The sequence below is a fragment of the Pseudobdellovibrionaceae bacterium genome, assembly GCA_023898385.1.
Classification (GTDB): domain Bacteria; phylum Bdellovibrionota; class Bdellovibrionia; order Bdellovibrionales; family UBA1609.
Genome location: CP060220.1, coordinates 110,619 through 127,846 on the forward strand (window position 1 = coordinate 110,619; position 17,228 = coordinate 127,846).

Annotated in this window: 15 protein-coding genes; 5 read left to right on the forward strand and 10 right to left on the reverse strand. The window is 46.4% G+C overall.

The annotated features are described in order from the left end of the window. The first annotated feature begins 46 nt into the window (after positions 1-46). Positions 47-958, forward strand: coding sequence for a rhomboid family intramembrane serine protease (locus H6626_00445; protein USN47594.1), 912 nt, complete (start codon positions 47-49; stop codon positions 956-958). 15 nt (positions 959-973) lie between these two features. On the opposite strand, the gene H6626_00450 is transcribed toward H6626_00445, so the two are convergent. Genes H6626_00450 through H6626_00460 form a run of 3 tightly spaced genes read right to left on the reverse strand, consistent with a single transcriptional unit; the run spans position 974 to position 4,501 of the window. Further along, entirely contained in the window at positions 974-2,152 is a 1,179-nt protein-coding gene (locus H6626_00450) for a prepilin-type N-terminal cleavage/methylation domain-containing protein (GenBank protein ID USN47595.1), read from the reverse strand. After that, positions 2,142-3,368: a hypothetical protein gene (locus tag H6626_00455; GenBank protein ID USN47596.1), complete on the reverse strand. Its 1,227-nt coding sequence runs from the start codon at positions 3,366-3,368 to the stop codon at positions 2,142-2,144. Before H6626_00455 ends, H6626_00450 begins: the two co-directional genes overlap by 11 nt. Then, complete coding sequence (locus H6626_00460) at positions 3,365-4,501, reverse strand: hypothetical protein (GenBank protein USN47597.1); 1,137 nt, start codon at positions 4,499-4,501, stop codon at positions 3,365-3,367. Before H6626_00460 ends, H6626_00455 begins: the two co-directional genes overlap by 4 nt. A gap of 237 nt (positions 4,502-4,738) precedes the next feature. On the opposite strand from H6626_00460, the gene H6626_00465 reads away from it, so the two are divergent. Next, entirely contained in the window at positions 4,739-5,893 is a 1,155-nt protein-coding gene (locus tag H6626_00465; protein USN47598.1) for an integrase, read from the forward strand. 101 nt (positions 5,894-5,994) lie between these two features. Here H6626_00465 and H6626_00470 read toward each other — a convergent pair whose 3' ends face one another. Continuing rightward, positions 5,995-7,254, reverse strand: a complete 1,260-nt coding sequence (locus H6626_00470; GenBank protein ID USN47599.1) for an ISNCY family transposase — start codon at positions 7,252-7,254, stop codon at positions 5,995-5,997. A gap of 200 nt (positions 7,255-7,454) precedes the next feature. Next, positions 7,455-10,418, reverse strand: coding sequence for an L-glutamate gamma-semialdehyde dehydrogenase (gene pruA / locus H6626_00475; protein USN48914.1), 2,964 nt, complete (start codon positions 10,416-10,418; stop codon positions 7,455-7,457). Positions 10,419-11,126: 708 nt separating this feature from the next. Here pruA and H6626_00480 point away from each other — a divergent pair. Together H6626_00480 and H6626_00485 are read left to right on the forward strand one after the other, a co-directional pair. Next, the gene (locus H6626_00480; protein ID USN47600.1) at positions 11,127-11,741 is read left to right on the forward strand and encodes a matrixin family metalloprotease; all 615 of its coding nucleotides are present in this window, start codon (positions 11,127-11,129) and stop codon (positions 11,739-11,741) included. 168 nt (positions 11,742-11,909) lie between these two features. After that, positions 11,910-12,158 (forward strand): hypothetical protein, encoded by a 249-nt coding sequence (locus H6626_00485; protein USN47601.1) that lies wholly within the window; start codon positions 11,910-11,912, stop codon positions 12,156-12,158. Positions 12,159-12,176: 18 nt separating this feature from the next. Here H6626_00485 and H6626_00490 read toward each other — a convergent pair whose 3' ends face one another. The 4 genes from H6626_00490 to H6626_00505 all read right to left on the reverse strand — a co-directional run bounded on the left by H6626_00490 (position 12,177) and on the right by H6626_00505 (position 15,124). Continuing rightward, the gene (locus tag H6626_00490; GenBank protein ID USN47602.1) at positions 12,177-13,727 is read right to left on the reverse strand and encodes an Hsp20 family protein; all 1,551 of its coding nucleotides are present in this window, start codon (positions 13,725-13,727) and stop codon (positions 12,177-12,179) included. Positions 13,728-13,872: 145 nt separating this feature from the next. Beyond that, positions 13,873-14,181: a hypothetical protein gene (locus tag H6626_00495; protein ID USN47603.1), complete on the reverse strand. Its 309-nt coding sequence runs from the start codon at positions 14,179-14,181 to the stop codon at positions 13,873-13,875. 221 nt (positions 14,182-14,402) lie between these two features. Then, the gene (locus H6626_00500; protein ID USN47604.1) at positions 14,403-14,735 is read right to left on the reverse strand and encodes a nucleotidyltransferase domain-containing protein; all 333 of its coding nucleotides are present in this window, start codon (positions 14,733-14,735) and stop codon (positions 14,403-14,405) included. Between the two features lie 71 nt (positions 14,736-14,806). Beyond that, positions 14,807-15,124, reverse strand: coding sequence for a hypothetical protein (locus H6626_00505; protein USN48915.1), 318 nt, complete (start codon positions 15,122-15,124; stop codon positions 14,807-14,809). A gap of 257 nt (positions 15,125-15,381) precedes the next feature. On the opposite strand from H6626_00505, the gene H6626_00510 reads away from it, so the two are divergent. Further along, positions 15,382-16,221 carry a peptidase gene (locus H6626_00510; GenBank protein ID USN47605.1) on the forward strand — a complete coding sequence of 280 codons (840 nt, stop codon included), beginning with the start codon at positions 15,382-15,384 and terminating at the stop codon, positions 16,219-16,221. On the opposite strand, the gene H6626_00515 is transcribed toward H6626_00510, so the two are convergent. Next, positions 16,222-17,025: a hypothetical protein gene (locus H6626_00515; GenBank protein ID USN47606.1), complete on the reverse strand. Its 804-nt coding sequence runs from the start codon at positions 17,023-17,025 to the stop codon at positions 16,222-16,224. Positions 17,026-17,228: the final 203 nt, after the last annotated feature.

The following is a 17,228-nucleotide window of genomic DNA, read 5'->3' on the forward strand; positions in this document are numbered from 1 at the left end:
TCGAAGTTGCTGGGTCACCTGGGTTCTTGTATTTATGAATCTCCTTGTGTTTTTACATTTTCAAGGCGACGACGATGTAAGAGAGGTGCTGTCGAAATCTCTGAGGGACGACACATTCATCATCGCTCAAGGCCAATTTTTTGCTCAATACATTGGTGATCACAACATTAGGTACTCTCCTACAATGTTGGAGATGGCCAGGCGAGGCTTGGCGGGGGACGAAAGCACGCTGATGGTATTAGGGGGCCTGGCCTTGCGGCACACCGAATTTGTTAATGAGGTGGCAAGCTATCCGTTTAAAGGAGATCAGGTGAAGGTCACTTGGTGGCGCGCAAAACTGGCGCAGCTTTTAGACGCCCAAGAGCGGATGCCCAGTTACAACTTTGGTCTTCGATCAGGCCAGCTCGACGGGCTTCGCTGGATTAGCTATCAATTCATTCACGGCAGTTTTGTGCATTTGGCTGTGAACATGATTTTCTTAATGATTTTTGGCGCTATGCTTGAGCCCATCATTGGTGCACTTGGACTACTTGTATTGTATTTGGGGGCGGGCACGTTAGCTGCAGGCGTCTTTATTTTATTGTCGGGGGCATCGTCGATTCCCCTAATCGGTGCCAGCGGTTCTGTGAGTGGATTAATGTCACTATTTTGTTTTATGTTTTGGAATCGACCGGTTCGCTATGTTTACATGCTATTTGTGCCAGTAAAAGGCTATGTGGGATTTATTTATTTGCCTGCGTGGATCACACTAGTGACCTGGTTTTTATCTGATTTGGCAGGTTACTTAGGGACGCTGGACGAGATGGGCGGCATTGCCTATACAGCCCACTTAGGGGGGCAAGCCGCTGGGGTGGTCGTTGGGGCTACTGTGTTTGTGGTGCGGTATTTTAAAAATGAAAAACTGCTGCCGCTCGATAAAATACCGCCCACTAAGCCCATTGGTACACGGGTGATTTAACCGGACAATTCTATTTTAGTCAATTCTCTGACCATAGTAATAGCAAGGTGAATTTCGGCAAACATTTCTGCAGGCGTGCCAGTTGGGTTGTTGCCACTCTTCAGGGTCGTTCCAATTGTAGCTACGCCAGGCCGCTTCGCAGTAATCCACCACGTTTGGCGAGCGGCCGCCCATGCAGCAATTAGTTCGTTCCCCTTGCGAGGTGTTCTTGCCGTAAATGCCGCCATCGCCAGTGTGATCGGGTTTCCATTGGGCTGTACAAACAACATTGTTGCCCACCAATCCCTCGACGTCACCAGATGCAGACTCGCGCATACCTACGCCGTCTTTAAAGGGGTGGCATCGATCGGACTTTGAAAATGGTAGTACATTAGAGCCAGTGGCGCAGACCACCTGCTTGGTCAATTTATTCTTTCCTTCGATGTAGAAGTAAAATTGTTGTGGACCCGATTCGCCATCCACCCATCTCTGAGCGTAGAACTCTTGAGTTTTATCGGCGCTCTCACAGTTAGCGAGGTAGCGTTCACTCTTGCCTTGCTGAGCGGCTGTGGGTGATAGGCCAGTCCCCGAGCCTGCGCCGGGTGCCGGTTGGGGCGCTTCTGCGGCCGGTGGCACACAACTGTCATTGGCTCCGTTGTAGTCAGCTCCTAGGGCTTTGCAAATGTCCTCTTGAGCATGGTTTCCCGCACATGCCGTGATTTCATCTGATGAATCATTGCTCACCACATAGGTCGAAAACTGCAGGGATCGGGTGCTGAGGTTTTCGTTTCCAGTTAATTTTGGCGAATAATCGATGCGAACTCGGTAGGCTGTATGACCATCATATGAATTCACGTTCGCGGCATCGACAATAGATAAATGGCCAATTTTCACTCCATCAAGAGATGCACCGGCCTTGGCCACTTGCCTTTCAGAATTTTGTAAAGTCAGTTCAATGGGTAGCCCCTCTTCAGGGATCTCAGAAAGATCCAAAGTTTGACCGATCAACCCCGACGAACACAGGGACGGGCTAGAGAGGACCTGTTCTATTCTCGATGACAAATTGGTCGAACTGATTTTTTGACTGACTATATAACTTTGTTTTTGATACATACTGATCATGGCGGAGGCGGAACCTACCAAAATTGACAGGAGCGCGACTCCCACGATCACTTCCATAAGACTGTATCCCAATTGGGTAGGTTTAAATTTCACGGACTAATACTCCTGAAGCAAAGCATTTAAAGCTGGTAAGTGAGTGCGCTGCCGCATAGTCGTTGCAGTTTGCAATACAATTATTATGATCGTCTTCAACTGTTCCTCCAGTATAAAGATCCCACTGGGAGGAGGTTCCATTGCCAAAAATTTCACAGGATTCGCCTTCGATCAAATTTCTACTCATCCATTGTATGGGCCCATCTCTATAGTTGCGATCAATAATACTATGGCGGGAGAGTTCGCGGATCTCATTTTCACCAATAAATCGGTCCGATTGATATTTTCCTGTGCAGTTCATTATAAGTGAATTCACGTGTACTTCGCCTTTTATCCCATCGCCTTGGGGGAGGATATAGGCATTGGCTGCATCGTGGGTGTAGCAGGCCGGCTGAGCCGCCCCAGGGGATGTAATCCAGCCAGATTCACAGGCCGATCCGCCAACAAAACCAGAGGCATAGTACCGGACAAGTCCACCGCCAGGAGTCTTTTCAGCAATGAAATCCATGCTGACATTTGCCATGTAGTTTCTGAGTTGGCAATAAGCATACACTTTGCCAGGATCTAGGCCTTGCGGCGGCGTCGCCGGAGGCAGAGGCGTGGGTTCACTGGTGGCATCTACACACGCCGTCGCTGCCGAAGGATCAAAGTCTTTGTTAATGGCTGCGCAATACGAGACGGCAGAAGAGTAACTGAGACACTTGGTCATCTTATTTGTCATTTTGTCTATTTCAACGATCTGTTCGATTTCAAGGGGCCTCAATGAGATAGCTCGGCCAACTTGATTTCTTACGGGTAAAAATATCGAAATTTCGCGAATCTCTTTTGCTGGGTCTTCAAATAACAACTTTCCTCTTTTTAGTGAGGCGGCTCCCAGGGAAAGACGGCCAAAGGAATCGCCTTCCTGAATCATATCGGGGCTCAACGGATTTGGTAGTTCAACGACAGCGCTGTCAGCATCGGTGGCTGGCACGATAATGTCTCGTACAGAGCCATTGCATCGAGCAACATCGGTGAGCGCAAAACTCAGCTGATGTTGAAGATTGCTTCGCTCTAACTTCAAGTCGGCAACAAAGGCCGAATGAGTCAAGTAGTTGACGTGCGCAGAAAGCCCCACCATAGTAAGTGACAATAAAAACATGACAAACAAAACAACTGTCAATACGCTGCCACGAGATTTCTTAGTCTGATCGATGAGGTCGTAGGAATTTATCATTGTATCCAAGCCCCACCTGGAATGCTGATTCGCGTTCCATTGTATGTGCAAACATCAACGCGTCCGTCGTAGACCCGTTTGTGTTTACAGAATGCGATGCAGGATGCGAGATCTTCAACATAAAAATCAAATGTAGGTGACACGCCGGCATGATCAGAAAGAACACAGTTGCTGGACGCTTGCGTGCCTGTTTTCTGGTGCATGGGCATTGAGATTGAGCTTAAAATCATCTGTGTCCACGGCATTTCATTGCCTAATTCAACCTCAATTTGACAATCTGATGTACTGACCTGCCCCAATGGCGTATAAGAAGCTGCCAGCGTAGACGGATCAATCTTAGCCTTGAAGTCACCACAAAATGTTTTACGATTGGTATAATCCTGGTACCAGCCGCTGTCGCACGCGATAATATTGGGATCACGAGCATTTCGGAAGACGATTCTAAAATGGCCATTCAAGTTGTGAAGGGGGTCGCCCTCCATGGTGACAGAACGCAAAAAGTACTCTCGCAAACCATCATCACTTTTACAGTAGCCGGTATTAAATATGTTTTTGACCGGACCAAGTTCGGCACTTTCTTCGGCACAAGAGGGGTCTGTGCAGATCTCGCCATCGTTGATTTGACCGTCATCAAGACAGTCTTCAATCAAATGTGTGGAGTTATTAACAACAAGGCCCTTGTAAAAATCAATTGTTTTAAAAGGGCGAAGTTGTGATTTTCGACTTTTCGCTTTCACTTCAAATTTTACCGACACAGCTGTGACCGCACTCGTCTCGGACAATTTTTTTAAACCCGTGGTTTTAAGAGATGTGATTTCAAGCATGCCGTAATGGCTGCCCGTGGTTAAAGAGCCGAAACCAGGCAGCTGTAGGTTAAGGGGCACAGAGGCTGTCTCTTCGGGGTCAAGTTCGACGTTACTAAATAGGCGGGTGCAGGACCTTTTTTGCGAAAGGGCATTCAAAAGCGTGAGTTGTAATTCACTGTGTTCCATTTGCCCTTCCATATGAGAAACGTGCTGACCCATATAGGTGGGAAGACCAAAAGCCATGGATAGCATCATCGACGTGATGGCTATCGTCACCGTGAGCTCGGTTAAGCTAAATCCTGAAATAGAAGATATACGTCCGCCCATATTCCTTGATTCATCCCTTCAATAAATGTATCGGAAAAAATCAAAGAAACTTTAGCCCTAGGTCATAAAATGTTAAAAAATTTTAGAAATGCGAATTGCCTCAAAATGAGAGTTACTAGTTATTTTAAGGGGTTACTATCGAGACTTTGGTATTGTGAAAAACAGCTCCGCTGCCTCATAATAACGGTTACCACAACTGTGATTGCTAAGGCATTGAAACAACGGAGGAAACCACCGATGGATCGCGGAGCTGTAAATCAATATTTAACACTTTTGAGACAGAGTTACCAAGTTACTTCTTACCAAGAAAAGCAAAAAATTATTGATGTGGTTGGTCTTAATTTTGGTTGGCATAGAAAATCTGTGATTAGGGCTTTGAATCGGCCTGATAGTGAACGAAAGAGCCACCCTGGTCGAAAGCGGAAGTACTCAGCGGGAGCCATAATCCATCTGAAAAAGGTATGGCTGAAGATGGATCAAATGTGTTCTAAACGGATGCGGGCGGCACTGCCACGGTGGTTAAAAGATTATAACCACTGCAGCGATGCGATAAAGGAAGAATTGATGAGCATGGGGGCAAGTACGATAGACCGCTACTTGCGAAGCTACAAAGCTCAACTTAAGCGAAAAAACAATACTGGCACGAGGCCTGGCAGTGACTACTTTAAAAACAGGATCCCGATTAAGCCGCTGGATCACAACGTCCATGAAGCTGGGGTCGTTGAGGCGGATACAGTCGCTCATTGTGGCGACTCGTTAAGTGGAGTCTTTGCCTGGAGTCTGACCTTAACAGATGTTAAGACGGGTTGGACAGAAGTGCGAGCCCAATGGGGTAAGTCAGGCATAGGAGTGGTCAACGGTATTACAAATATCGAAGAAAATCTTCCGTTCAAAATTAAAGAATTTTGCTGCGACAATGGTTCTGAGTTCTTGAATCACCAGCTGCTCAACTATATGTCTCAACTTGGCCAGGCACACAAGATAAAGCGTGGTCGTCCATACCGCAAGAACGATCAGTGCCATGTTGAGCAGAAGAACTACACTCATGTACGGCAGCTTTTTGGTTACCATAGAATAGACCAAAAAGAACTCATAGAGTTAATGAACGACATTTACGCTAATGAGTGGTCACAGTTGCAAAACTATTTTATGCCGCAGATGAAGTTAATCAGAAAGACAAGAATAGGTTCAAAGTACAAGCGAGAATACTCAAAACCAATGACACCCTATGACCGAATCATGGCTGAACCAACCATATCCTCAGAAGTGAAAGCTCGTCTAAAGCGGCAATACGACAACCTCAATCCCTTTGCGTTAAAGGAAGCTCTCGACAGAAAGGTCAATCGTTTCTTCAAGCTAGTGAACTTCAAACCCATAAGGAACGCATCATGACCAGACGAAATGACAGAATGCAGGAAAGTAACTCAAGTAAATGGGTCAATATGAATGTCCGGTTTTTTTGGCCTTTTCCCAAGTTGAAATGTCCCCTTTTCTCAGTCTGACACATTGTGCGTGTTTCGTTTTGAGCCATTCTTAAATTCTGTTAGTTTTTTACACTCAATCACCTCATGTGGGATTGCCTCTCTGGTTTTTTCGTGAACCACGCTCAAGGTGCCATCGGTGTGGATGCTGACCTCCACTTTTGCCTTTGCCCAGTTGGCTCTGTGAGCGGCTGGCAGGAGTTGGATTTTATAAAGGCCCTTTCGAGCAATGATGTTATCTGGCCGTACTGTACTTGTGTATTTAGCGCAGAGGATGTTCCGTAAGCACTTGGGGTCAAAGAGCTCTACAAAGGCTTTCCTGGGGCTTTTAGGCGCCTTCCTGAAGCGCTTCCTGAAGTCAGGTAAAAACACGTCTTCGATAAATACGTTTGCAACGTCGATGTTTTTTATTTTTCGAAGCCTGAGCTCTGAGATCAGTCGATCTTGAAAAGTCCTGTTCATTCTCTCAACGCGACCCTTAGCGGGGGCCGAGTGTGCTGCTATGAACTCGACTCCCAGCTCATCAAGGGCTCTGCCGATTTGGGTGAGGACTTTTTTGTCTTCCTTTGGATCTTCGAAGTACGACTTGTGAGTACCTACCTTCACTCCTTGTCCTGAGTAGTGGAACCAACTGGCCTTGTCCGTGTAGATGGCCATAGGAAGGCCATAAGTTCTAAACACATGTTCGAGGGCCTTGAAGTTAGGCATAGTCCCGTCATGCTCAAAGAACTGTGCATAGAGCGGGTCTGAGGTGGCATCATCGACAATCACGATTAGTTGTAGCTCCTGCCCTGTGCCCAGCCAGTCGTGCGGTGATGTGTCTTGTTGCAAAAGCTCGCCGGCACTCTCACGTCTCGGGCGCTCTTTGCGGTGCTTCCTGGGACGATGCATTTTCTTGTCAGTGAGGTTTCCACTGCGCAGTATTTTTCGCACCGACTCAACGCTGATCTTTATTCCCTCCACTTCATTGAGCTTCTCAGTAAAGTGAGTGAAGTTAAGATTTGCTTTCTGGTACTGATTTACCCACAAAGACTTGACCCTCTCCACCTTCTCTGGAGATATAGCGTTGTTGCTTGTACGACCGACAAGACCGTGCACAACACCTTTGGCGCCTTGAAGACGTACGAGGTCTTCAAGGCGTCGTACCTGCCTTGTTGACAACCCCAATACCTCTGCGGCTTCTTTCTGACGCATGCGTTTATCCATCACGTCTTTTATCACTCTGAATTTTTTCACCTCTGCCCCCGTTAATCTAAGCCGTTTAGCACCCATTTAAGCCCCCTCATGGTGAGAGAGCTTAATAAATCACCACTAAGTCACTGTAATGACTCAATGTAGAAAAGCGGACATTTCTACTTTGTGAAAAAAGCGGACACTTTAACTTTGTCGGAACAGCCCTAGGTCATAAAATATCGACATTTTTGGCAGAAAATGTCGATATTTTTGGGCGTCGTGTTTCACTATGAGACGGTTTACGCGTCGGGGGCGAAGCCTCGGCGCATGGTGTTTTCGCAAATATTTCTGGGATGCATGAAATGCAACAAATAGTCGGGAGACCCCGTTTTGCTGCCAAGGCCAGACATTTTAAACCCTCCGAAGGGGTGTCGTTGCACGAGAGCTCCCGTAATGCCTCTGTTGATGTAGAGGTTGCCCACATTGAACTCCTCTTTTACCAGCTCAATGTTTGCAGGACTTCTAGAATACACACCACCGGTGAGGCCGTATTCAACATCATTAGCCACTTGCAGGGCAGTCTCTAAGTCTTTCACCTTGATCACGGCAAGCACAGGGCCAAAGATTTCTTCTTGTGCCAAGGACGAATGGGGATCCACGTCCGTAAACACCGTGGGAGGTACAAAAAACCCTTCTTTCGGTACGTCACCTTGATAGGCAAGGGTCGCCGTGGCTTTGCTCTCCTCAATAATGCCTAAAATCTTTCGTTGGGCTTCTTCGTCGATCACCGGTCCCATAAAGGCTGCGGGATTATCAGCTGGTAGCACGCGAATACTTTTCACCGCCTCGACCAGCCGTTCAACAAACCGATCATAAATGCTTTCAAGTACAATCACACGACTGCAGGCAGAACACTTTTGACCCTGAAAACCAAAGGCCGAATAGACCACACCGTGTATGGCTTCGTCGAGGTCAGCATCACTATCTAGGATGATGGCATTTTTTCCGCCCATTTCAATAATGCATCTTTTGACGTGTCGCTGGCCTAAAACAATCTGTCCGGCCTTATTCACAATGTGCAGTCCTACGGCCTTACTGCCGGTAAAAGCGATGAGATCCACATCTTTGTGCCCAGTGAGGTATTCACCCACCTCTTCGCCAATACCTGGCAAATAATTAACGACGCCGGCAGGACAGCCGGCTTCTTTTAAAGCACTCATCAGCAGCGATGCCGTCACAGAGCTTTGTTCCGCCGGCTTCATGATCACGGTATTGCCTGTAACCACCGCCGCTGTGACCATTCCGGTTAAAATCGCCAGAGGGAAATTCCATGGCGCAATAACTAGAGTCACGCCAATGGGTTGATAGTGAAGCCAGTTGCTCTCACCGGGCACTGAGCCCGTACGGTCGCCTTTAGCGATTCGAAGCATTTCTGCTGCGTAGTAGCGGCAAAAATCAATGGCTTCAGCAATGTCACCATCAGCCTCTGACCATGGTTTTCCGCACTCAATCACTTGAGTGGCCGCTAAAGTGTAGCGATCTCGCTCTAAAATATCAGCCAGGTTTTTTAGCACCTGCGTGCGTGTATTCACCGACGCCTTTTTCCATGCGGTAAAGGCTGTTCGCGCTGACGTTACAGAGAGGTCGGCGTGTTCATTAGAGGCCAGACAAATTCGTCCCACCAATTGATCGGGATGAGAAGGATTATAGCGATCAATGGTTCTCTCGGTATTGATATTTTTGTGATCAATAACAAGGGGGTGGGTTTGACCCATGGTGGATTGCACATCCCTCAACGCCGTTTCCATCTTTTGCCGCTCACTGTGAATCGCAAAATCAGTAAATGGATTATTGTGAAAAGCGCGGCTTAGAGTTTTTGGTTGGTTACTTGAAGGCTCAAGACCTAGCCCCGGGTTTTGCATAAGCTTTTCTGTGGGAATGTTTTCAGAAAACTTAGAGCGCAAAAATGATTCGTTCGACGTATTTTCTAGAAGTCGCCTGACTAAGTAAGCCATTCCAGGAATCAGCTCGCCAATAGTGGCATATTCGCGAACTCGATATCCTTCATTGGCTAAAGTTTTTTTAATGGAATCGGCCATACCATAGAGCATTTGAACCTCAATGGCATTTTTCGAAAGGCCCGCTTCTTCGGCCATAATTAAAGCGGCAGAAATAGAGCGAACATTATGTGAACCAATGGCCAGCCGCACATGTTGAATATTGTTGATAGCAAACTGCGCACAATCTTCAAAATTTTTATCAGATTCTTTTTTATTTGTGTAAACAGGAATGGGCCAACCCTGTTGTTCGGCGTGGATAGTCTCAAAATCCCAGTAGGCGCCTTTAACTAGGCGTACAGTTACTGCTGTGCCGCGCTCTTTAGCAAATGTGGCAAGCTCATGCAGGTCGGCAAGGGAGTCTCGTAGGTAGGCTTGAATAACAATTCCAAAATGCGGGTAGTCTCGAAGTTCAGGTTCAAGGAGCAATTTCTTGAATACGGCAAGGGTCAGGTCTTTATGATCATATTGTTCCATGTCCACATTGACGAAAACAAAATTCTCTTTGGCCAAAAGGAGCAACGGGCGCAGGCGATCAGCGAGAGTGTTAACAGTTTCATCCCAGGCCTTGGCGTTGATTTGTGAATACAACGAAGTCAGCTTCACTGACACATTCACTTTTGGTATGGGGCCGCGATCATCTTCGTCAAGAAGTGAGTGATGCGACCAGCTTTTCGCATCTTTGACCAAGCCAACAAGTAGCTCCCGATAGCGCGTTTGATATTCAAGAGCTTCTTTTTCAGAAAGAGTCGCTTCTCCCAAGAGATCGGCTGTGAAACATAAGTTTTGTTTTCGGGCCTTTTTTAATTTAGGCAAGGCTTCTTCAGGAGTTTCTCCAGTGATAAACATTTTTGCCATTTGGACAATGTTCTTTTTGATGGCCCTTGATAGTAACCCTGGGGCCAGTGAGCTGACGCCCATTCCAAAATTAAACACGGGTGGAAGTTCTCCGCCATTTTCGGCAAAGTATTCTTTTAAATGTCTTGTGACCTCGGCGCCTGAATTGAGGTAGGGAAACACATCGACAAATCGAAACATGTTGGTCTTAAATTCCACATTCTTCATGGACCAATCCATAATGCGGCCGTACCACCAGTCGCTATTGAATATGGAGGGCCCTGATTGCTCGCCCATTTTTGAAAAAATCAGTTGGCCTTTTTCAAGGACCTTACTTTCAAATAAATGAGTGTGTTCTGGTGATGACATGTGATTGTTAGACATAGGCGTGAGACTCCCCGTGGTTGATGGCGTTAGATCCATGCCCAAACCTCCCTCATATGCTGAGCGGCATCGTCCTGTAATTGTGAGCTATTTAATGTCATAGGGCAGGGTCAGTGGGCAACAGCGTTTGGTGCATGGCCTGGTTTGGCGGCGCACAGCAGCAGATAACCTGTTAGGAGCATTCCAGAAAAAAGGCTGGAGGTGGGGAGCGTTCGCTCCCCCCTGGCAGTGATAGGACTTTGTAGGAACTTTCGGCTCATCGGTCACCCGGATACGGGTCAGAGCCTGGATGGTGAACTATCCCTATCGCAATTGCTGGACCAAAAAATTGGGGTCAGGCACTGTGTCCAAATCAAATATAAGGCCCGAATACACAGACCTTTGGTGAGGTATAAGAGGGTGTTGGGGTCAAAACGACACTTTTTCTTGATGCGGCCAAAATGCCCTTCAAAAAGTGACATTTCTGCGCGTTTTTCCTGTTGGAAATCTAGACACCAGAAATAATCAATAAAATCAATTACTTAGAATGTTGTGGCTGAGGCGGTGGAGGCTCTGCGGCTTCGAGCTAACCCCCTGTCGCAACGGCCATTTTTGGGCTCATCAAAAAAAATCAATCATATCAAGGCATTACAAGCTGGTCTCGCGGCACAACCCTTGCCTTGTTTGAAGGTAGAAGGAGGCGCTCTAGCCGTGATGAAACGACTGCTCATGCTCGTATTGTTATTGAATAGTATCCTGTTGATCCAGGCCTGCGGTCGTCCTGTGCCCGAAGAAGACCCATGTCACTTTGTGGTGAACCAAAAGGGGCAGCGTGTATCTTGGGGCGGGCAGACTATTCGAATGTTCGTGCATGACTCTGTACCTGCCATATATAGAGACGCCATTAGAGAGGCTGCTGACGTTTGGAACGACAAACTCGGTGAGCGCGTTCTTGAAGTGAGTATTGGAGCCACCGGCCCGGTGGCCCCCACCCGCGATGGATACTCCACCATTAACTATTTAGATACCTGGGAAGAGAATAAATCCAACGAACAGGCTCGAACCACAGTTTATTGGACGGGGTCTCAGGTTTACGAAGCGGATATTCGAATTAATAACAAAAATTTTGATTTCTACGTGGGCGATGAGGAACCGGATTTTTCTAAAGTTCATATGAAAAGCTTAATGGTACACGAGTTTGGTCATGTGCTGGGGCTTGGTCATATCGAAGAAAAATCAAGCGTCATGTATCCCACTTTGCTCAATGGCCTTGTGCGAACAGACTTGAGCTTTGTGGATTTAAGCTCGGTTCGCTGTGAGTACAATTGAGCGGTGTGTAAATAATACCTGCTGTGCATGTCTTAAAGTGGATTTTAGAAATGTAAGGTAATTTAAGTTTCTGTTTTTGTTAACCTGGGCCTAAGATAAGAAATCGGTAGGTCATGCAGTAAGGATATTGTTCAAAACCCGGGTCAGGCAAAGGAAAGGGAGTTTTTAATGGCATTAAATAACCAATCTGTAGAGATTCAGCGTCAGATGGTTTCTGAAATGAAAGTGGAGCCCGCCACGGAAGTGACTCCTATCCATCAATCTTATGTGGAATTACCCACCCAAGAATCTTCTGTTTATCATCGTGATGGCATTCAGCAGTTGCGGGCCAACATCAGTCAATTGCAAGATCTTCATTCTCGATTGCATTTCATGGTGAACGAAGTCAGTTCGCTAATTAAGCGTCGCCGCATCTAGCCCGAAGGCAATTTTTCTTTAAACGCTACCGATTTTAGGGATTTTTACGGTGAGCACACCGTCTTCGTAGGTTCGTTGAATGAGCTTTTCAGCCACGGGCTGATCGAGTGGGATCTCCTCACGAAAACTCTGAAAGTTATTTGTTATAAATCGATGCCCGTCCTTTTTCACAGTGTCGTTAAACCCCCGGCTGCCGCTGACGACCACATGATCTTTTTTGACTCGTATATCAACGTTGTGGGCTTCGTGTTCGGGTACCCAGGCTCGAATTTCATAGTGAGAGGCTCTGTCAGCGAATTCTGTTTTCGGATTCTGCAGGCGATAAAACGGGTCATGATTTTTGTCAGAATATTTGCCGTAGCTTTCCATGACTTCTTGTTTTTCTTTTTGTAGCGAATCAATGAGGCGCTCGCGTTGATTTTCAATGGCTTCCCGGTTAAGAGATTGATTTTGATGGAAGCTTTTTTCAAATTCAGATTTTTGCTTGGCAAGGTCTTTTCGCTGAACGCGTTGATTTTCTTCCATTCTCTTTTGGTGGCCCTCAGTGGCATTGGCTATCTCATGTTCGTGCTGTTTGTGCATTTGCTCAAGTTTGTCTTGGTACGAGGCCTTTTGCTGCTGGGTTCTTTGGTCGTAGGTTTGTTTTTGGTAAGAGAGTTCTCGGTCGCCATCTTTGTGCACTCGGGCCACTTCGGCATCGTATTCCGTTCTTACCTTGCCAATTTGAGCACTGCCTTTAGTGCGCTCAGTTGCCAACTGCCGCTGGTTTTGTTTTTTTAAATCAGCGATCTTTTTGTCGGCTTCAGAGTACTCAAGGTCGTACTGGTGTTTTTTTTCGTCTTTCATGGAGTGGAGAGAGTCATTGTGGCGATCGCGCTCTTCGTTGTAGGTTTCGGTGTTGTCGTTTTTGAGTTGGTCAAGGCGTTGGCGGTGAGTGTCCCTCGTGTGATTGAATTCGTTAATTTGTGCCTTCTGAGCATGCTGCACCATCTTGCGATGCTCTTCACCTTTTTTTCTAAGTTCATCTCGATGTTGTTCCCGAATTTCTGTTTCTGCCTTTTTAGTGTTTTCACGAAGATCTTGTAGTTGTTTATTAGACTCTTCGCCAATGACCTTTCGTCTCACTTCTTGTTGTTTCTGAAGGTCTTGAGTGGTCTTATACTCCTGATCAAGCACTTGATTTTTGTGAATTTTGGTTTGATTAATTTGATCATCAAACTGCTGTTCAATTCGGCCCAATTCTTTTTGCATCTCAGTCTTTTGGGCCTTGGCTTGGTTTTGTAGGTTCAGAAGCTGCTGGTTGTTTACCTGGCGCTTTTGTTGAATCTCATCGCTGTAGGTGGCTTTGATGTTGTCAATTCGCTCATCGTTGGATTTTCTAATGTGATTAACGGTGGCTTCACCATGACGGCGGAGGTTTTGCTCTTCAGAATTGTATTTTTCGCGAAGCTGTTTCAACTTGTCTTCACTAGTTTCTATGAGATCTTTTTTTCGTTGGCGATAGCGATCGTTGATCTGCTTTATTTGATCATCTTGGCTGATTCGAAATTTTGAAACTTCGTTGGCCATCTTGGAGCCTTCCTGGGTTCCTTTTTTCTCAACTCACATCCTATGAGTTGATGGTATCTTGCTCGGAGTTGATAACTGTGCAACGCGAGACTTCCCTCTCCCTATATCATTATTGTATCAATATTTTGGGTCAGGACCCATGCGACTATGGTTCGGTTTGTGGTCCAGAACTGCTATTGTCAGCGGTGGCTGTGGGTTTTTCGCAGATGGGGGTGTACCGGGCTGGCGCGGTGTTTTCCCAGCACATCCACGACTCGGCGTATTCAATGAGTTCACCCCGATTGAGTGGGTGATACTGGGGGTATTGAACATGGTCTAAGGTCGATAAGACAAAGCGCTCTGTCTCAAGGGTGGGGTTAAATATGCGCAACCGAAAGGCCCGGTATTCAGCGCCAGCCAGCCCCCCTGTCAGTGAAATAAAAATCAAGACTGTGACTCTGCCCAGAGATTTCATGCATCTCTCGTCGGCAAAAAAAGAATGCTACTTAAGGCATTCTCGATATTTTGCTAAATTGCGGTGGCCTTATGAAGATGGGTAGCTGTCAAGGTGTCGCAGAGCCCACGATCGGCCAGATTGGAGCTCTACGTGGCAAAGTGGTTTCAGGAGAGGCCACTTACTCGCCGCGAGGTTTCAGAGGTGGCCCAGCCACCTCTCGTTTGGCCCAGTCGACGACCTCATAGAATTTTTATTCCATGGTTTTTTGCAATGTAAGCTATTCCACCAACTTGAGAATCTCGGTCGAACGAGTTAGCTAAAAGAAGAATCCATTCGATGGGCCACTCAAGATTGGGCGGCGTTATCGTGCGCTCTTGAGCCAATTTCAATTGGGATATCTTATCAAACACGACCACCACATCTAAGTCTGATTCTGCTGTCATCTCTCCATCAACAGACGAGCCTACGAGGTATGCAGACTTGGCGAACTCCCCAATGCCTGAGCGTTCAAGTTCTTTGCGAATTTGAAGCACCAAACCTTCGGTGTCCACGTCAATTTTTTGAAGTTTCAAAAGTCCCATAACGGCACAATAGTCTAAAATGTAATCATTTACAACTGAGGCCCCAATTTACGCAACGAAGTTCAGTGTTTTTCGAGGGTGGCCGCAAGTACGGTGTTATCAACAATGTGAAAATAGGCCCGCACTAGGGTTTCATAGGAGTCGCCATCAAGGCTTTCTAGGAAGCACCGTTTTTCTTCAAAGGTGGTCTTATTGATGAGTCCGGTAAAAAGAGACTGAATTCGATCCATATTGTCGAAGCTGAAGAAATCAATTTCTTCAGTGGGGATTCGAAGTATTTGCGCGATTGTCTCATTTTCGAACAATACGTGAATGCCACGCATAGATTGCGCGAGCAGGACTTCGATTTTTTGTAATTTGTTTTCCTCAATCTGGACCATCATCTGCCCTGTTGAGAATCCTACGGATCTCTTATATCAATTATGAGAAAGAAATCCCCGCAGTATCAAGCCTGAAATCTAGGAAATTTGACATACCCAGACATTGGTCCTAAAATTTAATGTGAGGTGATGTTTTTTTGTGCAAATCCCGATGAGTCATTAGTCATTAAGAATTTTCAGCTCGGTGTTTCAAAATGAGACACGATTTTCGTCGACTCAAATTGCTCAATGACATAGCTTTTAGATATGGAGATGTTATGGCGAGTGAGAAACGAGCCAAGAAGAGTGAAGATATGATTGTTGTTGATGAAGAAAAAGACCTGAAGTTCTCTACGGAAGAAGAGCTCTTTGGTTATTTCGAAAAGGACGTGGTGAAGCTGGAAGAAGAATATTTTCAGCTTCGCTCCAGCAACGATCTAGATGATAAAGACTTTGCCCGCTACGAAAAGAATCTCGTTCGCCTACTTGAAGACCCAGATGAGGTTTGGGAGGATGAGTCCTCGTTGCCAGACAAAAAGGTATTCATCTATCTTCGCGAATTTGACAGCCCTAATGAAGACGAGGCTCTTTTTCATGTGGCGGTAGCCTATATGGCGGGTGATATGCCAAGCTTCATTTATTTGCATTTTCCAACGAGAGATATTCGATTAGCCGAACATTATCAGCGCGGTGAGATTGTCTATGACCGCATTCTTGAAAATGCGTCGCCTGGGGCATTGGATGGTGACGCTCTCCTTGAGGGTGAGCCATTGGCCAGTGGCCTTTATGAGGCCATGTTGAAGGTGCGCAGTGATCACGATATTAGAGAAGAAGAATTTAGAGAGTTTGCCCATTTGCGTGAAGAAGCCATTGAGGAGGCCGATGAGATTTGGCGAAACAATGACTCAATGGGCAACGTGTTGGTGACGTTTATTAAAGAATTCCATGAAGAGGGGCCAGGCGCTATTTATTATGTGGTGGTGACTTTGGAAGACACACCTTCAAATAGTCACGCATTGTTGTTTTCTTTTCCGACCACTGATGAGGGGCTTCTTGACCGCTATCGCCATGGCGAGAATCTGCAGGCCGATGAAGTGGTGCAAGAAGCCAGTCACTAATTAGAAAATCACCGACAATGTATTTTTAATCCATGTCCAAATGCGGGTCCACAATCCGGACACAGGCTTTATCGAAGCTGGGTTTCTGGTATCTAGTTTTTGAAAAAAGCCGGCACACATTTCTTTTGAATAGTTGTAAAACTCAACATCGGTAGCCCCACTGTTGATCAGGTGTTGAAGGGGGTGCAAGGCCTGTAAAGCGGTGGCTTTGTGAAGGGCATTATAGTTGGCTGGATTGGCTGAAAACGGTGGTAAAAGTACGTCGTAATAGGCAATGGCCGAGGAGCCTTGGCTGTCATCATAGACGGCCATTTTAACGGCGTCATATTGCATGGACATATCGGTCATGATGATCAGGAATCGATCTAGAAAGTTGTCGGTGGTTGTGCCGCTAATGTTGAGACTGAATTCTTGAATCAAATTATTAATGGTGGCCTTGCTAATTTTATTAACCGGAGTCTGTGCCGAAATGGTCATGCCCGAACCTTCTTGAACAAAATAAAAGCTCACCGGTCGGCTATTGGTCACGCGGTTGCCAGGAATGTCTTCCGCCCAGCGGAAGAATTGCACATAGTAGTTATCAGAATTAACGATGGCCTCGGGATAACTCTCTAGGTGGAGGCGAATAATGGTGGGAGCATATTGTCCGGTAAGGGGATCATAGTATGTGCTGATTTGTCCATTGAGCTCAGTGACTTGATCGCTAAAGGCGTTACACTCGGCAAGAAGACCGCCATCCACGCGCACGGTTCCAGTGGTCGTATCACTGCCGCCGCGGCTGGTGAGGGTGTCAGTGTCTCTCACCACTCCAGTGGGGCCGCACCCGCTGATTAAGAGCCAAAAAAATATAAAGGGACTAAACTTTGTTATAAATAATTTTTCGTAGATCATGCCTTCTATTTTATCAGCTTTGCTGCTTTGCGCACTTGTACAGTTGAATTGTTCGGCTTAGGGCTGGCTTGTTTAGGGTTCTTCAAGTAGGCTTGGGGCCATGCAAAGCTGGAGAT

Bases quoted from the DNA above. Each gene is read 5' to 3' on its own strand.
- H6626_00495 (USN47603.1), bottom strand. From the start codon at position 14,181: ATGAAATCTCTGGGCAGAGTCACAGTCTTGATTTTTATTTCACTGACA.
- H6626_00465 (USN47598.1), top strand. From the start codon at position 4,739: ATGGATCGCGGAGCTGTAAATCAATATTTAACACTTTTGAGACAGAGT.
- H6626_00485 (USN47601.1), top strand. From the start codon at position 11,910: ATGGCATTAAATAACCAATCTGTAGAGATTCAGCGTCAGATGGTTTCT.
- H6626_00490 (USN47602.1), bottom strand. From the start codon at position 13,727: ATGGCCAACGAAGTTTCAAAATTTCGAATCAGCCAAGATGATCAAATA.
- H6626_00505 (USN48915.1), bottom strand. From the start codon at position 15,124: ATGGTCCAGATTGAGGAAAACAAATTACAAAAAATCGAAGTCCTGCTC.
- H6626_00460 (USN47597.1), bottom strand. From the start codon at position 4,501: ATGGGCGGACGTATATCTTCTATTTCAGGATTTAGCTTAACCGAGCTC.
- pruA (USN48914.1), bottom strand. From the start codon at position 10,418: ATGTCATCACCAGAACACACTCATTTATTTGAAAGTAAGGTCCTTGAA.
- H6626_00480 (USN47600.1), top strand. From the start codon at position 11,127: ATGAAACGACTGCTCATGCTCGTATTGTTATTGAATAGTATCCTGTTG.
- H6626_00455 (USN47596.1), bottom strand. From the start codon at position 3,368: ATGATAAATTCCTACGACCTCATCGATCAGACTAAGAAATCTCGTGGC.
- H6626_00510 (USN47605.1), top strand. From the start codon at position 15,382: ATGGCGAGTGAGAAACGAGCCAAGAAGAGTGAAGATATGATTGTTGTT.
- H6626_00470 (USN47599.1), bottom strand. From the start codon at position 7,254: ATGGGTGCTAAACGGCTTAGATTAACGGGGGCAGAGGTGAAAAAATTC.